The organism is Clostridium oryzae (assembly GCF_002029235.1).
GTDB classification, from domain to species: domain Bacteria; phylum Bacillota; class Clostridia; order Clostridiales; family Clostridiaceae; genus Clostridium_AE; species Clostridium_AE oryzae.
The window spans coordinates 1-24,386 of the sequence record NZ_MZGV01000041.1; the positions used below are offsets into that span (position 1 = coordinate 1).

Consider the following 24,386-nt stretch of genomic DNA (forward strand, 5'->3'; position numbering starts at 1 on the left):
ATAGTAAAGAAAATTATGGTAATGATAAAAAAATACGATTTTGTTTAAATTTCTTTTATTTTGTGAAAATGTATACATTTATTTTGAGAATAATGGACTATAAGGTTTTTAAGAAGAAAATCTGAAGTAGATGCTTTATACCACTAGGAAACATTCATAAATTCCTTAGGGGTACATCTGACATATTTTTTAAAAATTTGAGAGAAATATCTATAGTCACTGAAACCTAGAAGTTCAGCTATCTCACCTACTTTATATTTTCCTTCAGATAAAAATTTTTTTGCTTTCTCAATTTTATATTCATTTTGAACATGAACAAAACTTTTTCCCATTTCCTGCTTAAATAAATGACTAAAGTAATTTGGGCTCAGGCCAACTACGTTGGCTACAGTATTTACGGAAAGATTTTCATAATAATGCTCTTTCATAAACTGGACAGCCATTTGAATTAGTTTTTTATTGCTGTTGTTTTTTTTGAATTGATTTAAGCATTCCTCATATATTTTTATTTGTCCAAGTATATATTCTCGAATATCAATTAAGTTAGTCATATGAAATATTTGAATGTATAATTCATCTGTAAACAATTTGGAGTCGTTTACATGAAGTTCATCAAAGAATTTATTCAATTTAATAATCAATTCTACGCATAGTCTTTTATAGGCATCTAAATCATCCTTTTTATTAGGTCTTATTTGTAAGGTTATATTATCTAGCATTTTATAGATTGATTCCATGTTTCCTGCTCGAATACTTAGTTCAATATCTTCATCGATTTTAAAAACATTTTTTTGCATTAATGTGTTATTATTTTTTACTTCTGTAGCTAGAAGTACTTTCGTTTTATCAGAAGCTTGCGGATATTGAGTAAGAACTATAGCTTCATTGAAGGAATTTTTTATTCTTTCAAGCTCAGGTTGATAACTCCCTATTCCTATATGAATATTTACAGGAAATGAAATTTCCAATAAATTCACAATCTTATCGGCTTTATACTTTAGCCTATGTAAAAATTCATCTGGCTGTAATTCTTTATTCTTATGAATTAATGCTGCTATATTATAGCCAAAGATGTTTATCAATTCGTTGTCAAAACTTTCATCTAAAATTCTTTTTATTTCACATCGCAATTGGTCGTTGGCAAAGCTTGGTTTTGCTTCATTGCTTTCTTTTAAGTCTATTTTAACTATCATGACAAGCAAATTGTTTGGCTCAAAAGGTATATTGAAAAAACTAAAGTTACTCTTTGCATTTTCAAAGGTCTTTTCACTGCCGTAAATAAGGCTTTTTAAATAATACTCTCTGCTTATTGAAAGACTTTCATCTAATCTTTGGGAAATAGAGTGCAGATTTGTTTCCTGCTTCTGTTCTTCTAATATAATATTTTTTACTCTTTCTAAAGATTGCATCAACTTTTCTTCTTTCATGGGTTTTAAAAGATAATCTTTTACGCCATACAAAATAGCTTGTTGAGCATAACTAAAATCATCATAACCGCTCATTAATATAACTTTTATTTTGGGAAAGTTATCATGTATGTATTTTGAAAGCTCCAATCCATCATATAAAGGCATTCTTATATCAGCCAGTACGATATCTGGTTCTAGGTTATTAATCATGTCTATGGCAATTTTTCCATTTTCGGCAGCACCGATAATTTCAATTCCAAGGTTACTCCAATTCACAGTGGTAGTTAGGCCAATGCGAATGAATTTTTCATCATCAACAATCAAGAGCTTCATTTTTTTTACCCTCCAAATCAATATTAGTAATTGCCGGAATTATCAGGCTTATTCTTGTACCTTTATTTAACTCAGACTTTATTTTTAGTCCATATTTTTTACCAAAATAGAGCTTGATCCTATCATTTACGTTTTTTATTCCAATGCCATTAGTTTTTTTGTTTTCTTCCTTTAAAGCCTTCATAATGTTTTTTTCATCCATCCCTTTTCCGTTATCTTCTATATAAAAAATTATATTTTCATTCTCTCTGAATCCTTTTATCTTTATTAGTCCTTTTAATTCGCCTTCACTGATTCCATGGATTATTGCATTTTCTACTATTGGTTGAAGTGTCATTTTTACAATAGGAAATTGGTAAATCTCATAGTCGATATCTACTTGTATGTCAAGTTTTCCATCATATCTTATCTTTTGTATAGTTAAATAACTCTCCAAATATTCTTTTTCTTTTTCGATTGAAGTAATACATCCGCCGTTTCCTAAGCTTAATCTAAATAACTCTGAAAGTGCTTGAGTCATTTCACTGGTTTTAGGTGCTTGTTCAATTCTACCCATCCAATAAATAGTATCAAGAGTATTGTATAAAAAGTGTGGATTTATTTGAGATTGCAAAGCATTAAGCTGTGCCTCCTTTGCCCGTATTTCTGTTTTGTAGACTTTATCAATAAGTTCAGAGATAGTTTGAATCATGCTATTAAAGCCTCTGCTCAGTTTTCCAACTTCATCTTCAGTTTCAACCTGAACTTTCATGTCAAATTTACCTTTTTCAACTTCAGCCATTGCAAACATGAGGTTATATAAGGGTGTTGTCATTTTGGAAGCCACTTTTATTGCTATAATTGCGGCAAGTATAGAAAATAGTATTGCAAGTATAATTGTATAATTACGAATATCTAAACCCTGTTTCATGACGTCTTTGTAAGGAACAATCTGTACTACCTTCCAGCCAGTCTTTTCTGAGGTATTATATGCAATAAGCATATCTTTTTCGTTGATTGTTTCTCTATAATATCCTGCTAAACTTTTGAACAGTAATTTTTTAGTCTTTGAATTCAATTTATAATTTGATGTTGCCCATTCATTTTTAGTAGAAATAACATCACCCTTTTGATTAATAAGAAACACCTGACCAGTACTACCTAATGTAAGATAATCATAGATTCCATTAATATAGGATTGATCAATATCTATGCTTGCTATACCTACCTTTTTGAAGGAATCGATATCATTTAACTGGCGTGTAAATGAAATTACAGATTTTTTCCCAATATACATATAATCTTGTGTATGTGCATTGCTTAAGTTGTACATGCCTTCTCCAAGAGCATTTTTTCTTATAAAATCATAATTTAATTTTAATGCTTGTTGTCCATACTGGAAATTTTGACCTTTATTATTAATGAGTATAATAGATTCTATATAGCTTTTTGAATCGCAAAGATTTACAAAATCTCTTTCAACACGATTTTTCAATTCTTGACTAGAGTTATCTGACATGTTTTCTGTTTTTAGCAATTTATTAACATCACTATTTGCAATTATAAACAACGATAAATCGTTAACATCGTTGATTATAGTATCTAGATTATAATTTGCTTGTTTCAAAGTCTGTAAGATATATGTATTGATATTTTTCTCAATTACGCTGGCAGTTATGAAGTATGAAATAGTTCCAACAATAGTCAGAGGAATGATGATGCATATAATAAGACATCCAACTAATTTACTACGTAATTTCCAATTTTTCAAGGAATCTTCACTTCTTTTCCATTATATATAAGTTAAGTAAATATTATCATTAAAATTAATTTAATTCAATTAGTGAATAATTTTCTTTTAAAGAAGATTGTTCCATATAAAAGCATAATACTTGTTTCTGAACAAAAATAAATATATTTTTAAACAGGTGCCTTAAAGGTCGTTATAAAGCACCTGTTTCTTTTCTACGATATTCAATTGCAGTCATTCCGGTAACATTTTTAAATTGTTTAGAAAAGTATGCCATATCGTAGTAGCCAACATTTTGAGCAATTATATTTACATGAAGGTTTGTGGTTTTCAATAGCTTTTTCGCTTCTTCCATTCGAATGCTAATAAGCAATTGTAAAGGTGTGAGCCCATATTTCATTTTAATGCATCGTATTATATATGCAGGGTGAAAGGCGTATCTATGGGATAATTCTGTTAAATTAAAAGGTTCTGTATAGGAATGCTTTAAAAAACTGTAGATTTCCTCAGCAAGATCTCTTTCTTGTGGCTTTTCGCTGGATTCACAAATGAGAGCTATTATTTTCATAAAGAGAATTTGGTAATCAATTTGTGAGGAAACTGAATTGAAGAATAGTTTTTGCTGATTATATTTATCAATCTTTACTTGAGATATTTGATCCAAATAGCCTTCAATATCCCTATAACATTTTGAATTCATAGATCCATACTTTGGAATGGAAATATAGAATTTATCCTTTTGATAATATTTATTCTTATTCATCTTAGCTTGTATATAATGTGCCGGCTTATCTGAAAACGAAAAATCACCAGTAGAATAGAAATGAATCCAAGAAAATACTGTATCTTCATCGCAATAGCGATAGCTCGCATGAACCTTATCAGGAGATAAAATCAAGAATTGACCCTTATGCACATCAAAATGTTTTCCTTCTTCTTCCATATACATAGTTCCGCTGCGTACATAAATGAGATCAAAGGTATTATGAATTTTACGCCGTTCATGTTTGTCACCTTTTCTAAAAATAGACAATCCTCCAACAATCAAATAAGGCATTGGTGGACTAATAAAATTAATATACATTTTGTAATCCTCCATATAATATTACTATATTCAACATTCAATTTATTGTACTATATTATCACGATTTCATGATTTCGACAAGAATAAATACATTTTATTATATAAATAAGGTTAAAATCGTCATATATTTAGTTCGTTTTCTTAATTTTAAGAGTTCAATTTGCCAACTATAATAACCTTATAGAGGTAAGTCAAATCAAAGAACGCAGTTTAGAAAGGAGGAAAACGATTCCGAGGCTTGCTAAAAACTAAATATATAAACCAATAATTGGAGGGATATTTTATGGGTTCATCTAATTCAAAGATATCAAGAGTATTAAAAAATTATCAATTTTCAATTATTCTCTTAACAGGAGTATTAGTTGGAGCTATTATAGGTATCGTATTTGGTAAAAAGACATCTGTATTACAACCGTTTGCAGATGTGTTTCTAAATTTAGTATTTTGTCTTATTGTTCCTGTGGTATTTGTATCAATAGCTAATTCAATTGCGAATATGGGTAATTTGAAAAAGCTGGGTAAAGTTTTAGCTGTCTTTTTCGGGGTTGTTGTCATTGGCGGTCTCATAACTTCAGTGTTGGCTGTAAGTGCCGTTACGATTTTTAATCCAGCAAAAGGTGTTATAGTTAAATTCACGGAAAAAATTGATCCGGGCAATACTTCTTTGAATTTTGTTAACATGTTTACAACAACAGATTTTGTAAATTTATTATCTATTAAAAACATGATGTCTTTAATTGTATTTGCTATTCTGTTTGGTGTTGCGGTAGCAAGCATTGGGAAAAAGGGAGATCCTGTAGTAAATCTTTTCAGTAGTTTAAGTGAAGCACTATGTAAGATGGTGGCTATTGTTATGTTATATGCGCCAGTTGGTATTGCATGCTATTTTGCTACTCTGATTGGTAAAATGGGAAGTCAGATTATTGGATCTGTAGCTCGTATGTCAATTATTTATGTAGTATTTTGCAGCTTGTTCTTTATAGCTTACGGCATTATTGTTCCTTTTCTTAGCGGTGGACGAGAAGCTGTAAGACGTTATTGGACACACATTTGGCTTCCGGCAACTACTGCAGCAGGTGCTTGCAGCAGTACAGCCTGTATTCCGGTCAACCTTTTAGCAACTAAAAAGATGGGGATTTCAGATGAAATTAGTAGCTTAGTAATACCATTAGGTGCCAGTATGCATAAAAATGGAGTTGTTTCTGTTCAAATTGTAAAAATAGCGTTTTTATTTGGTGTTTTCAATATGGCTATGGGACCTGGAGATATTGCAAAGGCAATTATCGTAGCACTTATTAGCGGAATTATAGTGGGAACTATTCCTAGTGGTGGATTCATTGGAGAAATGTTCATATGTACTGCATTTGGTTTCCCTACTTCGGTAATTCCTATCATAGTAATTATGGGAACTTTAACAGATCCATTCTGTACGATGAATAATGTAACCGGAGATCCGGCTATGGCAATGATGGTTACAAGAATTGTAGAAGGTAAAGACTGGATAAAAGCTAAAGTACAAGGTATTGCAGAACAATAATGAAAGTAGGAGGAATGGATATTATGGACATAAATAAAAATCAGCTAACGCCGGATGAAATTGTTTTGCGGGACCTTGAAGAAATATATATAGGAAACTTAAATACAGTAGAAGCAGATTTATCATTACCCTGCAAGGGGAGACTTGGTTCTGTCTTTGGCTGGCAGTCGAAGGAAACACTCTTTTTAAGCAATGACGGAAAAGTAACACGGCCGACCTATGGAGTTGGAAACCGAGTAGTCCCTCTAATTGTCACAGCTAATTTTCAGAATTCAAGCAAACAGAGGGAATTTCAAGTAACGGTACTGGAGCAGCCGCGTGAAACTAAATTCACAGAGATTTATCCAGTAGATATACAAGGTGAAATTGGACAAGTTGTTGATTTGCCTCCTGTAGTAATAGCAACAGAAGATACGGGAGTACAGGTAACACTTCCAGTAGTATGGGAAAGATTTGAAATACCACTGCACCCTTGTACGCTGCAAATTACAGGTATTATTGATAAGGTTGACATAAAAGCAAAAGCAAATATTAAATTTCAATCAAAAAATTCAGTAGATAAGGAAGCGCTTCAAAGTGCAAAGATAGCTTCTTTTCCAACAGAATCTATTAAGCTTAAGGATGGAACTCTGTTTTATGAAGCACAGGAACGAATTATTCAATATCTGCTGCAGACTAATGATGATCAAATGCTATATAATTTCAGAGTAGCAGCTGGTTTAGATACAAAGGGAGCTCCGCCTATGACAGGATGGGATGCACCAGAATGTAATCTTAAAGGACATACGACTGGACATTATTTATCTGCGCTAGCATTAGGATGGAGTGCAACGCACAATTCTGAATTAAGCAGAAAAATAAATTATATGATCCAAGCTTTAGAGGAATGTCAGGCGGCTCTTGAAAAACACAGCTGTCATTCAGGGTTCCTAAGTGCTTATTCAGAAGAACAGTTTGATTTATTAGAGGAATTTACAACTTATCCAACTATATGGGCACCATATTATACCTTAGACAAAATTATGTCGGGATTATTTGATTGTTATTCCATTGCTAATAATCAGCAAGCTCTTAAAATTGTCTCTAAAATGGGAGATTGGGTCTACGAAAGATTGTCTAAGTTATCCAGAGAGAAGTTAGATAAAATGTGGTCTATGTACATTGCTGGAGAATTTGGTGGTATGATATCAGTGATGGTTCACTTGTATCATGTAACCAAAAAGGATAAATATCTAAAAGCAGCATATTTTTTCCGTAATGAAAAGTTGTACTATCCAATGGGAGAAAATGTTGACACCTTGAAAGATATGCATGCAAATCAGCATATACCACAAATTATTGGTGCTTTGGAACTATATAAAGCAGGCGGCTCTAGTAGATATTTGCACATTGCAAGAAACTTTTGGAACATGGTTACAGGTTCTCATGCTTATAATATAGGCGGTGTAGGAGAGACAGAAATGTTTCATGAACCCAACAAAGCTGCGGACTATATCTCAGATAAGACAGCAGAAAGCTGTGCTAGCTATAATATGTTAAGACTTACTTCCGGATTGTTTAAATTATATCCTTCAGGTGATCTGATGGACTATTATGAATTAGTTCTATACAATCACATTATGGCTTCCGGCAGCCATACAGATGATGGAGGAACTACGTATTTTATGCCATTAAGGCCAGCAGGGCAAAAAGAATACAATACCGATGAAAATACGTGCTGCCACGGTACGGGATTGGAAAGCCGCTTTCGTTACATTCAAGATATCTATGCCTACAATGAAAATGAGGTATATGTAAATCTATATATTGCGTCTATATTGGATACAGAAAATATGAAGTTAGAGCAGAGCTGGTCAATTAACAATCCAGGTTACTCGTCTTTGGTTTTAAAAACTCCAGGAAAACGAACAATATGTTTGCGCATACCTGTCTGGGCAAAGGAAGATTTTACGGTTAAAGTCTGTGGAGAAAAATGTGAAATAGGTGCATCTGATGATGGATATATACGTATTTCTAGAGACTGGGGTGTTGGAGATATCATTGAAGTTTATATGTCATATCATTTCAGGATAATACCAGAACCTAGTGAAAAGAAGCTTGTAAGTATTGCGTATGGACCGTTTATTTTAGCGGCATTATCTGAAAGTGAAGATTATCTGTTATGTCCTAATGATATAGAAAGCTTGAATGATAGCATTAAAATACTGGATTCACCCTTGCATTTTAATATAGATGGAGTTGTATATTTACCGATTGCTGAGGTTAATAAAGAGAAATATCATGCTTATTTCAGACGATAAAGAAACTTTTTGAAGTTTTGAATAAATTCAAAATAATGATATAGGATATGTTGATGGTCAGTAAGGAGCTGTTACACTAATTAGTGTGCAGCTCTTTTTGAATAAAAATATTTTAAGTTTTTTAGCAAAGCTAAGGCTATTTTGATCCTTGACAATTAAATTTATAAGAGATAGTATTTGGTTATACACAATGTGTAAAGGTACTAATTGAGTATATTGATACAATGTATAATTAAAGGAGTAAAGATATGGATGCAAGAGAGATGCTACCCGATAACCGAATAGAGAGAAAAAAAAAGAAAACTAGAGAGAAAATTATTAAGATTGCTATGGATTTATTTCAGGACCAAGGGTTCAATAATACGACAATGGAACAGATAGCGGAGAAAACGGATATAGCGAGAAAGACCCTGTATAACTACTTTCCAGTAAAAGAAGCCATAGTTGATGAATATGTAAGAGGTATTTCACACAAGTTAGCAAGAGAGAACTTTGAAACTATACGTAATCTTCCAGATACGAGGTCTCGCTTAATAGCTTCACTTAATCATGCTTATAGCTGGGTTGAGGGCAACCGAGAAATTATGAGAATATGCATTAATTACCGCCTAAGAAATATGTTTAATGACTCAACAACTCAAAATGCTGAAACTGGTACCCAAAGCATTTTGATACAAATTATAACTCTAGGACAGCAAACAGGCGAAATCAGGAAGGATATCTCAGTTAAATTGCTGACGGCTCATATAGATGTTCTTCGGAGTGCAATGACATTTGAATGGTTGAATAATCCATCAATATTTGAACTTAATGAGGAAATAGCTAAACTCGTAGATCTATTTCTGTATGGAGCAGATAACCGGTTAGCTGCTTCGAAAAAATTAGTACAAGGTCATGTAAGTAAGGGGGAATGACAGAGATGAAGTACTTTTTGACTTGGGAAGAGGCCTTTAAATCAGGCGTATCATTGGTAGGGGGTAAGGGCTGGAATCTAGGACGTTTGGATAGGTATGGCTTCAGTATTCCAAAGGGAGTAGTCCTTACTGCTCTGGCTTACGACGAGTATATGAAGCATAACCAACTTGAGGAATTAATTAGTAGTTTTGCTTCATCAATTACACTTAAAAATTTAGATAAAACTGATGTTAAGAATAGATTAGCTCAGATAAGAGAAAAAATCATGAGAAGAATACCTAATAGCTAAAAAGATCCAGTAGATAAGCAATTGTTTTGCTTTCTACTGGATTTAGTTTATTAAAGCTTTGATGATTATTCAAAGGCGATAAGTTAATGAATCTATCATTGAGTACTGTTCGGACTTCTATGGGGAAGGTTTTAGGAAGATGATCCGTAAATGTCTGAGGGCAGTTCATCCAGTGTTATCACATATGGACTGTTGTAGATAGTGTTGAGAAGCGTAGGATTATTATAGGTTGAACTAGTAATGAAATCACCATACCATGGGCAGAAATACAGCCACCAAGCTCCTTGATTAACAATGTTCTGGATGTCTGGGATAATGTCATTTTCGGTCATAGCTACCATCTTTTTGTCGTTTGTATCATTTACAAGTGTGAGGAAAGCTGTTGTTGCAGCACTTGTTTTCCACGTGTAAGGCGATCCCTCATACTTATCATATCCAACGATATCGACATAGTCATCTCCTGGATACCACTGAGATGAATCAGCATATGTGTAAAGATTTACTTCCCATATTAGATTATGAATGCCATATTTTTCAGTTAAAGTTGTGTAAAGAAGTTTCCAAAGCTGCTTGTAAACTTCAGAACCTGAAGAACCCCACCAGAACCATGCACCGGAGCCATCTGTGTTGTTGTTGCCTTCAGCTTCATGGAAAGGTCGGAAAAGTAAAGGAACTTTAGCATCCTGAAGAATGAGGAGCTGCTTCGCAAGATCATCGATTGCAAGCATCAGGTAAGCATATTCTTTTGTCGATTTATCGAGACAGTTGGCTGCTTTAAAGCTGGAAGTGGGCTTATAGGTACATTTTGTCCAGTCCAGTTTATCGCCCAGCTTGTAGCTTGCAAAATCAGATGGTATATTGATATGCCAAGATGAAGTTGCAATACCGCCACGCTGTTTTACCCACTGAATGATACGGTTTGTTGTGCCGTCTTCCCATCCGTACAGAGGATTATAGTTCATAAGATCAAAGCCTCTGATTGCAGGATATTTGCCTGTCTTATCATGAATGTAATCAAATTCAAGCTCTGAATTGCCGTTATTTCCGCCTCCGTAAATTTCTTGTTGTCCTGAAAGAACATGATTGCCGTAAACGCTAGTAAGATACTTTTTAAGGCTCTTTGTTTCAGAAGTTGCATTTACATCACATGGAGTTGGGTCAATGCTTAGTGCAGGCATTTTGGCATTATCAAAGGTTACTGTGTCGTACAGTATGAAGCCCCAGCTTCCAGAAGATCCAATCTCAATTTTGGCTGTACCTGCTTCAAGATAAAAGTATCCAAAACTGTAATCAGCCCATCCTCCTTTGTTAGGAATATAAAAGTTTCCTTGAGAAACGCCATTGATGCTAAGAACTTGAAGTCTAGAATCACCCTTATTCCCGAGATACATCCAGCATTTTGTTGAAAGTTCATACATACCGTTTTTAGGAACTGTAACATTTAATGTTATTGTACCTGAGTTTGCCACCCATACAAATCCGTCACCTGAATACCCAGGGTAGTTAGTTCCGTAGACATTTGTAGTAACAACAGCACCGTTGCCGAGATTACAATCTTCAGCTTCGACTTTTATGGGAAGGGAAGAGGCAGCTTTAACTGAAGTTGTTCTGATTAAGAGAAAGGAACTTATAAACGTAATCGTTATCAGCAGAGACAGTGCTTTATATAAAATTTTTTTCATAATAGAGATAAACCTCCTTAAAATAAAAATATTTTTTCAAAAGGAACTATTCTGTTGGTAAATTAGGATATACAACTACATAATTTACTTTTATATAATTGTAAAATTTTTAATTTATAAGCTATAATATGTTAAAAAAGTAAAATTTATAACAGAAATCTTTATAGAATGTGCTTATTTTTATATGACTAAATATGAAGATGGAACAAAAGACTGTTTTTCAAATTGAAGCTGACTGGAAATATCCTTCTACTAATGTTTAAAGTTATAAAAGATCTGATGATATTTTAAATGTAATAATTGCATTTATTGATGAAGTGATCCCTAATCAAAAATTTATTTTGGCGGGTGAGTCCTACGGCGGATATTTAAGTAGAGCTTTAATACAAAAAAGAAGTAAAGACATACTTGGACTATTTTTATTATGTCCACTAATATATCCAGGTGATAGACAAGGAGATGTACCTCCGCTTACAGTGATAGAAAAGGATAATAATCTTCTTGAAGGTTTGAGTGAAATAGAAAGAACTTATTTTGAGTATATGACAATTGTCCAAAGTGGCTTTGTTTCTTTTTAGGAATTTATGTTTTGGCATGTATGTAATCATTTCCTGTAGAACATCATCTAAGTCTATACTGTCTGATTTCATGAAAATTACCTCGTGTTGTGAAAATAGTTATACTATTAGGAGATATAGTTATAATGTATCCTGAAAAATAGTGATATTATTATATTATCTGCCGCTTCAGAAACATCAATATATGAAGAAGAAGCGTTAAGACATACCAAGCAGGAGAAAATATATTTGTAAGCAGAAAATCCGAAGAATACAAGACAAATGGCATGCTTATGAGGAATGGGGGAAAGAATGAAAAGATTTTCAAATATTAAATTACAATATGAACATACTATTTATGCTAGTTATTTAGGTTACATTACACAAGCAATTATAAATAATTTTGCACCCTTACTTTTTTTGACCTTTGCAAGTTCCTATGATTTAACGCTAGATAAAATTACTTTAATAACTACTATAAATTTCACTGTGCAATTGTGTGTAGATTTGATATCAACCAAGTTACTGGATAGGGTTGGATATCGTGTTTCAATTATTTGCGCTCATATTTTTGCTGTACTAGGGTTACTTGGATTGGCAATACTTCCCGATATTACAGGAAATCCATATTTTGGCATTTTAATATCTGTTGTTTTTTATGCAATTGGTGGTGGGATTATTGAGGTACTAATTAGCCCTATAGTTGAAGCATGTCCTACAACAAAAAAGGAAGCAGCTATGAGCCTGTTACATTCATTTTATTGTTGGGGACATGTATTCGTAGTAATAGTTTCTGCCGTATTTTTTAAAGTGTTTGGCATTGCCAACTGGAAAATTCTTTCCTGCATATGGGCGATAGTACCACTTTTTAATATAGTATATTTTTCATTGGTACCAATATATGTTGTTTCAGAAGGACATAAGAAAATATCCATTGGAAAATTATTAAAACAAAAGACATTTTGGTTAATTATTATCATAATGATATGTGCTGGTGCGTCAGAACAGGCAATGAGTCAGTGGGCTTCTGCTTTTGCAGAATCAGCTTTAAATGTTCCTAAATTTGTTGGTGATCTGGCAGGACCCTGTGCATTTGCATTATCTATGGGAAGTGCAAGGGCAATTTATGCTAAGTATAGTGATTCTGTTCCTTTAAAAAAGATGATGATGGGAAGTGCATTCCTCTGCATTATGTGTTATGCAGTCACCGTATTTGCTAGCAATCCCATAATGGGCCTTATTGGTTGTGCAATTTGCGGTTTTTCAGTGGGTATTTTCTGGCCGGGAACATTTAGTATTGCAGCTTTGAGACTGCCAGGCGGAGGAACAGCTATGTATGCACTTATGGCTTTGGCTGGAGATATTGGATGTGCATCAGGACCTACAGTGGTTGGAATGGTTGCGAATGCAACAGGAGAAAATCTAAAGGCAGGATTATTGGCAGCAATGTTCTTTCCAATTACAATAGCAATTGGTATTACGATGATAAAAGACAGAAATGAACATTAAAAGTCTCGTGCTGTTTCTTGAAATAGATAAAATGAATCTTATAATTGGGTTCATTTTATCTATTTTTTGTTATAGAAACCAATAATTCAATTATTCAGCCTTGTTTCTTTGCAGTGCCGCAACATTTCTTTTTACAACCTAAATTAACTATGCATATGCTTCCATTCTTCGGCTACAAGTCTTGCAAGACGATCAGCTGTATCTTTTTGGAATGGTAATACATGACCATGAAACTGATAATATTGCAGATAACTATACAGTGTTTCATAGCCGCCTTTTACCCATTCTTCACTGTGAGGCAGATATCCTGTGCAGCCGTTAGTGTATCCGTTAAGGAAAAGGAATGGAGAATGTACTAATTCCGACACCTTGAGAGAGATTTCACAGAAAATTTCATCAGGCACTCCACAAAAGCAAGCGTTATTCAAGTTGAAAAAGTGAATTTTTCCTTCTTGAACCTGTGTTGAGATACCAGATTTCCTAAGCCTTTCACATTCATTGAGCCATTGTAAACCATCAATGCCGCAAAGTCTTTCAGCATCGTCAGCAATCTGTTTTGCTTCTACTTCAGAGGGAACATCGGAGCAGTAGTCAAAATTAATAGAAAACATTTGCAAATTGGTTACTTCACTCATATCAAAATGTAATTGCTTAGCAGAATTTAGGAGAATATCTGATATTCGATCCAGGTCAGAAATACTGCCACCATTTATTTTGTCTACTCCTGCTGGTTTGACGTTTCCTGCTGCACCTTGAATAAGCATAACCGGACAATGAAAGTAATCCTGCAGTTTTTCACGAGCAATCCCAAAATAATCGCAGGATATTTTGTTGTTACAACTCATCAATATGTTAGCATGTGCGGTAATACGCAAAATAATTGCTAGTGGACTTTCAGTAGAAACATCATCTATTTTCAATGCTCCAAGTCGATTATCTACTATGGTACAGCCTTCTCGGCGATTCTCTCCTATTTTTGTATTTGTCATGTCCCACCCTGCTTTACATGGTTGCAGCCTCTCTTTTGCTTCGGTAACACACTTTTTAATCCGATCACACATTAAATAAAAATACCTTTCACCATTGATTGGAGATAACTCATTTGGAGCGGAATGTGTGTGCGAAAAGTTAAGCATAACACAAGAAATATTGGTATTTAATTGCTCTGCGACAATTGAGCGCAGTTTATTACTAAGAGTTGTTGTTAGCCCAAGGCCGTCAATTGCAATCAAGCAATAATTCTTTTTATTAAACTCCAATAAAAGTATCTGTGCATATAGTGGATGCAGGACTCCTTGTGACTTGCTGTCCAATCTGTAGCAGCCAATTAGCTCAACTTGAAAATCAGGTGTAATATCAATCTGTGAAAATGCAGCTTTACAATAATTATTTTTATTCATTTGGCTTTCTCCTTCTACAATATTTATACTGTGGACAAAGCCTAAAACAGGACAATATATTACTTCATGTATCCTTTGCCCTGATAGGCTATACATGAAGTTTTTACAATCGTGAGTTTCATATCATCACCTCAAATTACTATATATGTGCAACTAGCTTTAAGAATGTACTAATTGTTGTAATAATTATACATCACTTCAGATATTAGCTCAAGGTCAATGATATTACCTTAATAATATTTGTTTATTGCTTATACTTTATTTTTTCTTTTTTGTAAATATGATTGCATAATTCAAAAAGCATACTGGTACCAATAACATGATAAAAGATTTAAAATAATTATATAAACTGGGATGTTATGGTGAAATTTAGACAGCCAGTATAAAAAAAAAGCTCCAGCAAATAATATTATTGTGTTTACTTTTAGGATATAAGGAGAAAGGGACTATATTATGAATAGAATAAGGCTTAATATTGAAGGATTACAAGAGAACGAAACACAGGATAAAGTTAGAAAACAATTAGAAAACTTGTCTGGAATTCAGGATGTATTTTTGAGTAAAGGACAGACTTACGTGGATATAAATTATGATGATAGAACATCGATTGAAGAGATTAACAGTCATTTACAAAATAATGGATATAAAATAATGAATAAAGAATAAAATTATTATGTATATCTATATATTATGGGTGGAAAAATAATATAGAGGTGATGGCATATGAAAAAAATTGGCGTAGAAAAAGGTTTGTCTACAATTGCAGATTACTTGAATACTCAGGGATATTCAACAGAAATTTTAAGTGAAGATCTTAAAAGCAATGTTGGAAAATACCAAAACTATGATGCAATTGTAACGGCAGATTATAATACAGATATGATGGGATTTAGTGATACTTCATCAAAGGTCCCTGTTATTAACGCTAGTGGCATGACACAGGAAGAAGTAAAAAATATGCTTCAGCAAAAAATAGCAAAGGAGTAAATATAAAGCTGCAGTTTAATTATCAATAAAGAATGGATCTATATAAATTATAGTAATGAGTATATACGCAATAGCTAAATATACTCATTATTTTTTACATATTTTAGTATACGAAGTACATAGTGAAATATGATAAAATAGAGTATGCATGCTTTAAGAGGCAATGCTAAAAGTTATGTAAATCTGTTTATTGGAGTGGAGTTATATTGAATTTAGTTTTAAGAATAGATAATAACGTTGTTGCAATCATTGTGTCTATTATATTTTTAATAAATATATCTAATAATCTTGATAGAAAAGAAACTAAGAATAAAGCTTTTTCAACTATTTTTATTCTAAATACAATTGAGTTAACTGTAGAAACTTTAACTTGCATAATTAATAGACAGCCATATTTGTGGCTTATACCTATAACAACTTTGCTCCATATCGTATTATATATTTTGGCGCCGATAGTAACTTACAATTGGTATATGTTCACTGGGTTGTGGATAAATAGCAATACAAATGCTAAACGGAAAAAAAATCTGTTACTCCTATTACCTATAATAGTAAATACTTTTTTAGTTCTACTTAGTCCTTTCTTTAAGCTAGAGTTTTATATTAATCAACACAACATATATGCCCGCGGACCATTATTTTTTATACCTGCAGCCATATCATATCTTTACTTATTTTGCGGCTTTATAAACATTTATACTAATAGGAAGAAACTAAGAAAAATAGAGTTTAAGCCGATGTTTCTGTTTGGAGTATTCCCATCGTTAGCCAGTTTAGTTCAATTATTATTCTATGGACCACTGCTTATGTGGAGTTCAATCACATTTTCCTTAATAATCCTTTATTTATTTCTGCAACAGCAAATGATGCATGTGGATTATCTAACTGGTGCATGGACTCGTGAAAAATTATACCATTATTTATGTAGCAGGATTGAACAGAAAAAGCAGAAGGTTTTTTCACTTGTATTTATTGATATTAATGACTTTAAAAAGATTAATGATGCTTTTGGACATGGAGAAGGGGACATAGCATTAGTTAATTTAGTGCATATAATGAAAAGCCAATTACGTCAGGAAGATATCATTATCCGTTACGGCGGGGATGAATTTATATTAATTCTTAATGTAGAAACTGAACATGAGGCAGAAGCGATAATTAGAAGGATTTCTAAAGCTGTTAAGGAGAATAATAGCAGCTCGAAAAAAGAATATGAATTAAGTTTTAGTTATGGGTATGAACTTTATAATTTTGATAAGCCTATGACACCTGAAGAATATATCAATCATGTAGATCGGTTGATGTATCTAAATAAAAGCAATAAGAAACTTGATATTAATTCAAAATAGTGTAGAGGAGCGGATGAATAAATACACTTTTATATGGAATGAATAATACGAAAAAGAGAAAAGTTGGGAGAGTAGAGCATGAGCAAATGGATAAATAAGGATTTGCCCGATTTGGTTTTTTTTCAGGAGGGTCCTGGAATAAGGAATACTCAATACACTGATATTGGTGTGAAATTATTGAATGTTGCTAATCTGCAAGAGGGTAAGCTTGTGCTGGATAATACGGGCAGATATATATCTAAGGAAGAAGCATATGGAAGATATAAACATTTTCTTGTGGATGAAGGGGATTTGATAATAGGAAGTTCTGGAATAAAAGTTGAATATTTCGAGGATAAAATGGGCTTTGCTAATAAGGAACATTTGCCTTTATGCATGAATACGAGTACGATAAGATTTAAAACATTAGATGACAAGAAATTAGATATACGATTTTTTATGTACTTTCTAAAGTCTATACTTTTTAAAAAACAAATTGCAAAGCTTATAACCGGCTCCGCACAGCTGAACTTTGGACCTTCTCATTTGAAAAAGATAAAGGTGACTGTTACAGAAATTGAAATTCAGAAAAAAATTGTAAATGTTCTTGATAAGACTCAATCACTTATAGATAAGCGCAATCAGCAGCTAGAAGATTTAGATAAACTTATTAAAAGCATATTCTATCAGATGTTTGGTGATCCCATAAGTAACACTAAGGGTTGGAAAAAGGAGAATGCAGAAAAACATATAGACATAATTTCTGGGTATGCTTTTAAAAGTGAACAATATTCTGATAATGAAGACGATATTAAAATTTGTGGCGGACTAATAATTTATAATGATTATATCGATTGGAGTAAAGCTATTAGATGGAACAGGAATAATGTAGATAATCTAGAAAAGTATTTTCTTAAGGAAAACGATATTGTACTTGCCTTAGATCGTCCGTGGATATCTGATGGCTTGAAAATTGCCGTAATAAAAAAAGAGGATCTACCAGCTCTGTTGATTCAAAGAACAGCCTGCTTACGCTCAATTGATATCGATCAATGTTTTTTGTACCAACATTTACAGGATAGATCGTTCAATTTGCATTGTAACGTAACTGAGACAACAGTTCCTCACATTTCAACAAAGGATATAACAACCTATCCTTTGATTATTCCACCAATGGAGCTTCAAAGAGAATTTGCTGATATAGTCAAGCAGGTAGAAAATCAGAAAGCTACTATAAAGCATAGTCTTTCGGAACTAAAACAGAACTTTAATAGTTTGATGCAGAGAGCTTTTAAAGGTGAATTATATTAATTTTAACTTTACTTGTTTGAGGATATAAATGTGATTATAGAAAGGGAAGTGACTTAATGATAACAGGAGAACTAAAGAGCAAAATTGATAAGATATGGGAAGTTTTCTGGACTGGTGGAATAACCAATCCGTTAGAAGTTATAGAGCAGTTTACTTATTTATTATTTATTAAACAATTAGATGATGTAGAAACTATAAAAGAAACAGAAGCAAGCTTCTTAGGATTAGAGTATGAAGGAATGTTTCCTGCAGAATTTCAGCAATGCAGGTGGAGCAAGTTTAAAAATTTAGGCTCAGCAGAAGAAATTTATAATGTTGTGCTTAACGGTGTATTTCCATTCATTAAGAATTTACATCAAGATGGTGACTCTGCATATGCAAAGTACATGGGGGATGCCATATTTAAAGTACCTACACCTGCTATGCTAACAAAGCTTATTGATGGTATTGATTCGTTAAATTTAGGTGATGCGGATACAAAAGGTGATCTATATGAATATTTACTTTCAAAGGTTGCAACAGCAGGTACTAATGGACAGTTTAGAACTCCAAGGCATATCATCAAAATGATGGTAGACTTAGTTAAGCCTACGCCTTCAGATGTTATAATCGATCCAGCTATGGGTTCGGCAGGTTTCCTAGTGGAAGCACAGAACTATTTAAGAGTGCACGAAGCAGATTTGTTTCTAAATGCGGGGCTGAGGGAGCATTTTAATAATGATATGTTTCACGGCTTTGATATAGATACGACAATGTTAAGGATCGGTGCGATGAATATGCTGCTGCATGGAGTAGACAACCCTAAGATTGAATATAGAGATAGTTTGTCTGAAATGAATACAGATAATGAAAATTATACACTTGTGTTAGCAAATCCACCATTTAAAGGTTCGCTGGATTACGAGGCAGTTTCCGTTGATTTGTTAAAGGTGACTAAAACCAAAAAGACAGAACTGTTATTCCTTGCTCTATTCCTTAGGATATTGAAAAATGGAGGTAAAGCTGCAGTTATTGTCCCAGATGGTGTTCTTTTTGGAAGCAGTAATGCTCATAAACAAATTAGAAAAGAAATCGTAGACAACAATAAACTGGATGCCGTGATTTCGATGCCAAGTGGGGTATTCAAACCATATGCAGGAGTGTCTACAGCAATATTAATATTTACAAAGACTGGAGCAGGCGGAACTGATAACGTATGGTTTTATGATATGAAGTCTGATGGCTTCAGCTTGGATGATAAAAGGCAGCCAGTAAATGATAATGACATCCCTGATATTGTACAACGTTTTAGTAATCTGGAAAAGGAAATTGACAGAAAGCGTACTGAGCAGTCGTTTTTCGTACCAGTGGAAGAAATTAAAAACAATGCTTATGATTTGTCTATTAACAAATATAAAGAGATTGAATATGAAGAAGTGCAGTACGATGCTCCGACAGTGATACTTAAGAGAATTAATAAACTGGAAGATGAAATCCAACGAGGATTAATTGAGCTGGGGAAGATGTTGGAGGGGTAGAACATGAAGTATGTGAAGCTGGAGGCTTTGTGTTCAATAATAACTGATGGAAGAAAAGCAGTTGTAAAAGTGTAACTACAAAAATAGGCTCTGGATCAACTCCGAAAGGTGGAAATTCTAATTACAAGACAACAGGTATTTCATTGATTAGGAGTATGAATGTTCATAATAATGAATTCATATATAAGGATTTAGCATTTATTGATGATGAACAGGCTAAAAAATTGAACAATGTAATTGTAGAACCTGAAGATGTATTATTAAACATAACTGGTGCATCTGTAGCTAGATGCTGCATAGTTCATAACAGAGTTTTACCAGCTAGAGTTAATCAGCATGTTTCAATTGTGAGGGTAAATAAGGAATATATTCTACCTATATTTCTAAGTTATCAGTTTACTAATGATAGTTATCAAAGACTAATGAGGAATGTTGCCACAAGCGGTGGAGCTACGAGAGAAGCTATTACTAAACAACAAATAGAAGAATATGAGATAATTGTACCGCCCATCGAACTTCAAAATCGGTTTAATACTTACGTTCAGCAGATAGAACAGCAAAAATTTTTATTACAGCAGAGCTTGTCAGAATTTCAGCAAAACTTCGAAAGTCTGATGCAGAAAGCTTTTAAAGGCGAATTATTTCCAGACGCAGGTTAGAGAACAAAAATATATCAGTTGGAGTAGATAGAAATGCTGTATTAATGCAGGAGCCTTTCATAAGCGTAGGCAGCATTGTTTCTTTATTCTAGTATAGGAAAGTGTAGATTTTTGCATATAAAGAAGTAAAAGATTAGCACTAAATAAAAAAACAGTACATATGTTTACAAAGTAATTAGAAAGAAACAGTAATATATTTTAAATTAGTGAATTAAGAGAGCAAGTCAACATAAGTAATATAATAAAAGCATTTTGTGAATACTAAGAGCTAGGGCATAAAAAAGATTACATCAGAAGTAGGCATTTGGAGTGAGTTTAGTAATTACCCATGTCTTTGAGGGGAATTTCCGTTAAGATGGCGAATTGTTTGAGGCGCAGCCGAGTTATGAGCCATTAGGAAATTTGCCTCAAAGATGTGGTGTAATTACTTAATGAACGGAATTAGCCTACGTAGGATGTAATGTTTTTTTTATTTTTGAAGGAAATAGTATATTAATTTTTGACTTGTACAGACTAATTTTATCAGCTATAGAGAGGAGTAATATAATGAAAGCGGTTGTGTATGGTGGGATAAATGATGTAAAAGTAAAAAATGTAGCAGATCCTGAGATAAAGAAAGATGATGACATTATTGTTAAAATAACTTCTACAGCAATATGCGGATCAGATTTACACCTCATTCATGGAATGGTCCCCAATATGCCTCATGGATTTATTTTAGGACATGAGACTATGGGCATAGTTGAAGAGACAGGCAAAGATGTTCAAAAGGTAAAAAAAGGAGATAGAGTAATAGTACCATTTCCGATAGCGTGCGGTCATTGTTGGTATTGCGAACATGAGTTATGGAGTCAGTGTGACAATTCAAATCCACATGGTGAAGTCGGAGCAATATTTGGATATAGTGAAACCTATGGCGGCTATGACGGAGGTCAAGCAGAATATATCAGAGTACCTTATGCTAATGTAGGACCTATGGTGGTTCCAGATGAACTGACTGATGAGCAGGTACTTTTTTTAACAGATATTTTGCCTACGTCTTATTGGGGAGTTGAAAACGGCGGAGTAAAAAAAGATGACACGGTTGTAGTCTTAGGTTGTGGTCCTGTTGGATTATTAACAATTAAATGGGCTGCTTTCCAAGATGCGAGAAGGATTATAGCAGTGGACTGCGTAGATTATAGATTGGAGCATGCTAGAGGCTATAGCGGTGTAGAAGTTATTAATCTAAAAGATCACGACAATACAGGTGAATATATTAAAGAGATTACTCACGGTGGAGCAGATGTGGTAATTGATTGTGTTGGACTTGATGGAAAAATGTCTGCATTTGAAAAGATTGAAACAGCATTAAAGCTTCAAGGGGGTTCAAAATCTGCTATTGAGATAGCAACTCAGGCAGTTAGAAAAGGAGGGACTGTATCGCTGGTAGGTGTTTACGGTTCTAAATATAATCTTTTTCCGTTAGGTGATTTTTTTTCAAGAAATATTACGCTAAAAATGGGTCAATGTCCTGCACATAAATATGTAAACAGGATATTAAATTTAATCGAAGGGGGTAAATTTGATGCTACGGATATTATTACGCATCGCTTATCATTGGATCAAGGTGAACATGCTTATGAAATATTTGATAAAAAAGAAGATAATTGTATCAAAGTAGTATTAAAGCCTTAAAAAAGGTACCTGTATGGTACCTTTTTAATGTTCACAATGATGATTGCAAACAACATTTTTATCTTTTAAATTTCCTTTCAGATACTCTTCTATGACCATCTTATATTCACCAGCGGCACCTTTTATTACTTTTAAGTTACAGTTTTCTAAGCCAGCTATCGCTCCGCCGCCTATTCCGCCTGCTATTACTACAGATACACCATTTTTAACAAGCAAGTCTGCCAAACCTTCATGTTGATGCGCTAAAGCAGCTGTTGAAATTTCTTCAGCATTATTAATTTTTCCATTGTCCACCGATACTATTACAAAGCTTTTACTTGTTCCAAAATGAGGATTAATCATGTTTCCTACGTTAGGTAATGCTATCTTCATTAAAAATTCCTCCTTAATTTATAAACTAATAAAAGTATAGCAATGTAAATCGTTATTGTCAAATGCCAATTACGTAACGTTCGATTTTCTAATTCATATTTCGATGCTTAAACTTGATATGTTCGAAAAAAACTTCAATTTTAAGCAAAAATATATTAAAAAATATTAATTTGAGCATGAAAAGCTATTTTGAAATTTATTATTTGTACGATATATATATTAAGAATTTATTTATATATTTTACGCTTAAGGAACAAACGCAGATACATATTAGTTAAAGTATTCAATACAACAGATAAAAGTTATGAGAAACGGCGGTGGGTTCAAGATGGGGCTAAGCAGTAAATTGATTTTAGAAGATGTAGAGTTAGAATTCAATTTAGTTATGAAAGAGTTTTCACGTTATTTAAAGAAACAATTGAAAACCAAGCAAGTAATAGAATTGTGTGTAAAAAATATGAAACAATATATGAGGTGGGCCTATACAGAAAAGAATTACAAATACCTAACGAAAGTAAATAAGAATGAAATGTATAGATATGAGATCTTTCTGAATGAAATAAAAAAATATAAATATAATACAATAAAGCAAAAAATTAGAATAATATTAATATTTAATAAATTTATGGACAGTTTTACAGCTCAACATAATATGGATGGATTGTTCGATGAGAGCAAAATCTGCAAACGTAAAAAGCAATATAATTATATAACCAAGACGTATATTAAATTGTAAAAGGTACTTGGTACTATAATGGCAATATCTATTCTACATTAGTATATTTTAAAGTTAATGAGTTAAGAGAGAAAGGTAATAGAATTAATAAAATAAAAGTATTATATAAAGATTAAGAGATAGGGCATAAAAAAGTGTGGTTATTGACAACCAAATTGGGATTTTCTTGGGAAGTGTAATATTACTGTTTGGCTTATGTATGAAGCCAATGACTGACCATTATGCTTTTGTTGTTGTAGTGGAAATTATATCTTATTTAGTTATAAACTATCTGCATATGCTAAGAGTAAATAAAATAAGCATGGCGGATGCATTAAAAAATAGAGATTAAAAGCATTTTAGTTCATGAAGCAGGTGAGATGTTTCATGAACTTATTTTTACTCTCAAGGAAGTGCACATAGAGCAGTTTAGTCCATGAGAAATTATATTTTTTTACCAAAGTTATACGCGTACAGTACGATAAAAGTAGTAAATAAATTGCTTTTTAAACTGTTAATAAATTGCAAGTAAAACAAATGATAAATTTTTGAATGGGGAGGTTGAAGCAAATGAAGAAAAGTGATTACAGTAATTTATCGAATAGGGACAGTATGTTCCCCAAAGAACGAAGAATTAGAAGAAGAAGAAAGTATGATGAACAAATTAAAATTGTATCAAGAAATATTGATAAAGTAGATATTGAAGTAACAGGAGTAGATATTTCTATTTATGGTATTGGATTTATATCAGATAGTAATTTTGAAAAGGATGATATCTTAGAGATGCTGTTTTATTATGAGAGTATTACAATACCTGCCATTATTGAAGTTACACATTCAAACCTATACGATGATGGCTTTTTTACAGGAGGTAAATTTATTGGAATGCAAAATTTATATAGAGAAATATTAAGAGAATTTTTAGACAAGTAAAGCAGTAAAATATTTTGAAGTTATTACGTTAAGGTAAGAGGCAACAAAAGCAATATAACAAAAGTATTTTGTGAATATTAAGAGTTAGGGCATAGGAAATGTTGTTGTGGCATTACGGATCAATCTCCGTAGTGCCACAACAT

Annotated in this window: 20 protein-coding genes and 1 pseudogene; 15 read left to right on the plus strand and 6 right to left on the minus strand. The window is 32.9% G+C overall.

Translation table 11 applies throughout. From position 1 onward, the window contains the following. Positions 1-143: 143 nt before the first annotated feature. The 3 genes from CLORY_RS15870 to CLORY_RS15880 all read right to left on the minus strand — a co-directional run bounded on the left by CLORY_RS15870 (position 144) and on the right by CLORY_RS15880 (position 4,555). Positions 144-1,742, minus strand: a complete 1,599-nt coding sequence (locus tag CLORY_RS15870; RefSeq protein WP_079426256.1) for a response regulator — start codon at positions 1,740-1,742, stop codon at positions 144-146. Further along, positions 1,723-3,492, minus strand: coding sequence for a cache domain-containing sensor histidine kinase (locus CLORY_RS15875; RefSeq protein WP_079426259.1), 1,770 nt, complete (start codon positions 3,490-3,492; stop codon positions 1,723-1,725). Before CLORY_RS15875 ends, CLORY_RS15870 begins: the two co-directional genes overlap by 20 nt. A gap of 172 nt (positions 3,493-3,664) precedes the next feature. Beyond that, a complete protein-coding gene (locus CLORY_RS15880) occupies positions 3,665-4,555 on the minus strand; it encodes a helix-turn-helix domain-containing protein (protein ID WP_079426262.1) in 891 nt (296 codons plus the stop codon). 283 nt (positions 4,556-4,838) lie between these two features. On the opposite strand from CLORY_RS15880, the gene CLORY_RS15885 reads away from it, so the two are divergent. From CLORY_RS15885 to CLORY_RS15900, 4 genes are all read left to right on the plus strand, one after another. Next, positions 4,839-6,092: a dicarboxylate/amino acid:cation symporter gene (locus CLORY_RS15885; protein ID WP_079426266.1), complete on the plus strand. Its 1,254-nt coding sequence runs from the start codon at positions 4,839-4,841 to the stop codon at positions 6,090-6,092. 23 nt (positions 6,093-6,115) lie between these two features. Continuing rightward, the gene (locus CLORY_RS15890; RefSeq protein WP_079426269.1) at positions 6,116-8,392 is read left to right on the plus strand and encodes a beta-L-arabinofuranosidase domain-containing protein; all 2,277 of its coding nucleotides are present in this window, start codon (positions 6,116-6,118) and stop codon (positions 8,390-8,392) included. Positions 8,393-8,640: 248 nt separating this feature from the next. Next, on the plus strand, positions 8,641-9,306 hold the full coding sequence (locus CLORY_RS15895; protein ID WP_079426272.1) for a TetR/AcrR family transcriptional regulator: 666 nt from the start codon (positions 8,641-8,643) through the stop codon (positions 9,304-9,306). 5 nt (positions 9,307-9,311) lie between these two features. Next, positions 9,312-9,596 carry a PEP/pyruvate-binding domain-containing protein gene (locus CLORY_RS15900; RefSeq protein ID WP_079426326.1) on the plus strand — a complete coding sequence of 95 codons (285 nt, stop codon included), beginning with the start codon at positions 9,312-9,314 and terminating at the stop codon, positions 9,594-9,596. Positions 9,597-9,727: 131 nt separating this feature from the next. On the opposite strand, the gene CLORY_RS15905 is transcribed toward CLORY_RS15900, so the two are convergent. Then, positions 9,728-11,278 carry a glycosyl hydrolase gene (locus tag CLORY_RS15905; protein ID WP_242954435.1) on the minus strand — a complete coding sequence of 517 codons (1,551 nt, stop codon included), beginning with the start codon at positions 11,276-11,278 and terminating at the stop codon, positions 9,728-9,730. Between the two features lie 317 nt (positions 11,279-11,595). Between CLORY_RS15905 and CLORY_RS15910 the strand changes: the two genes are divergently transcribed. Both CLORY_RS15910 and CLORY_RS15915 read left to right on the plus strand, forming a co-directional pair. Continuing rightward, the gene (locus CLORY_RS15910) at positions 11,596-11,856 is read left to right on the plus strand and encodes an alpha/beta fold hydrolase domain-containing protein (RefSeq protein WP_139376065.1); all 261 of its coding nucleotides are present in this window, start codon (positions 11,596-11,598) and stop codon (positions 11,854-11,856) included. Between the two features lie 291 nt (positions 11,857-12,147). Beyond that, positions 12,148-13,344 carry an MFS transporter gene (locus CLORY_RS15915; RefSeq protein ID WP_079426277.1) on the plus strand — a complete coding sequence of 399 codons (1,197 nt, stop codon included), beginning with the start codon at positions 12,148-12,150 and terminating at the stop codon, positions 13,342-13,344. Between the two features lie 143 nt (positions 13,345-13,487). On the opposite strand, the gene CLORY_RS15920 is transcribed toward CLORY_RS15915, so the two are convergent. Beyond that, positions 13,488-14,744 carry a hypothetical protein gene (locus CLORY_RS15920; protein ID WP_079426280.1) on the minus strand — a complete coding sequence of 419 codons (1,257 nt, stop codon included), beginning with the start codon at positions 14,742-14,744 and terminating at the stop codon, positions 13,488-13,490. Between the two features lie 453 nt (positions 14,745-15,197). Here CLORY_RS15920 and CLORY_RS15925 point away from each other — a divergent pair, with 453 nt between their 5' ends. The 7 genes and pseudogenes from CLORY_RS15925 to CLORY_RS15955 all read left to right on the plus strand — a co-directional run bounded on the left by CLORY_RS15925 (position 15,198) and on the right by CLORY_RS15955 (position 22,223). Next, complete coding sequence (locus tag CLORY_RS15925) at positions 15,198-15,410, plus strand: heavy-metal-associated domain-containing protein (protein ID WP_079426283.1); 213 nt, start codon at positions 15,198-15,200, stop codon at positions 15,408-15,410. Between the two features lie 57 nt (positions 15,411-15,467). Beyond that, positions 15,468-15,731: a YkuS family protein gene (locus CLORY_RS15930; RefSeq protein WP_079426286.1), complete on the plus strand. Its 264-nt coding sequence runs from the start codon at positions 15,468-15,470 to the stop codon at positions 15,729-15,731. A gap of 206 nt (positions 15,732-15,937) precedes the next feature. Further along, the gene (locus CLORY_RS15935) at positions 15,938-17,080 is read left to right on the plus strand and encodes a GGDEF domain-containing protein (protein ID WP_079426290.1); all 1,143 of its coding nucleotides are present in this window, start codon (positions 15,938-15,940) and stop codon (positions 17,078-17,080) included. Between the two features lie 78 nt (positions 17,081-17,158). After that, entirely contained in the window at positions 17,159-18,370 is a 1,212-nt protein-coding gene (locus CLORY_RS15940; protein WP_079426293.1) for a restriction endonuclease subunit S, read from the plus strand. A 56-nt stretch (positions 18,371-18,426) separates the two neighbouring features. Then, positions 18,427-19,887: a type I restriction-modification system subunit M gene (locus tag CLORY_RS15945; RefSeq protein WP_079426296.1), complete on the plus strand. Its 1,461-nt coding sequence runs from the start codon at positions 18,427-18,429 to the stop codon at positions 19,885-19,887. Positions 19,888-19,946: 59 nt separating this feature from the next. Continuing rightward, a pseudogene (locus tag CLORY_RS15950) lies at positions 19,947-20,546 on the plus strand (restriction endonuclease subunit S); the annotation flags it as partial. Between the two features lie 546 nt (positions 20,547-21,092). Next, the gene (locus CLORY_RS15955; protein ID WP_079426301.1) at positions 21,093-22,223 is read left to right on the plus strand and encodes a zinc-dependent alcohol dehydrogenase; all 1,131 of its coding nucleotides are present in this window, start codon (positions 21,093-21,095) and stop codon (positions 22,221-22,223) included. Between the two features lie 24 nt (positions 22,224-22,247). Here CLORY_RS15955 and CLORY_RS15960 read toward each other — a convergent pair whose 3' ends face one another. Further along, a complete protein-coding gene (locus tag CLORY_RS15960; protein WP_079426304.1) occupies positions 22,248-22,595 on the minus strand; it encodes a NifB/NifX family molybdenum-iron cluster-binding protein in 348 nt (115 codons plus the stop codon). A 304-nt stretch (positions 22,596-22,899) separates the two neighbouring features. On the opposite strand from CLORY_RS15960, the gene CLORY_RS15965 reads away from it, so the two are divergent. Continuing rightward, entirely contained in the window at positions 22,900-23,331 is a 432-nt protein-coding gene (locus CLORY_RS15965; protein ID WP_139376066.1) for a hypothetical protein, read from the plus strand. 549 nt (positions 23,332-23,880) lie between these two features. Beyond that, entirely contained in the window at positions 23,881-24,243 is a 363-nt protein-coding gene (locus CLORY_RS15970; protein WP_079426309.1) for a hypothetical protein, read from the plus strand. Positions 24,244-24,386 lie beyond the last annotated feature (143 nt).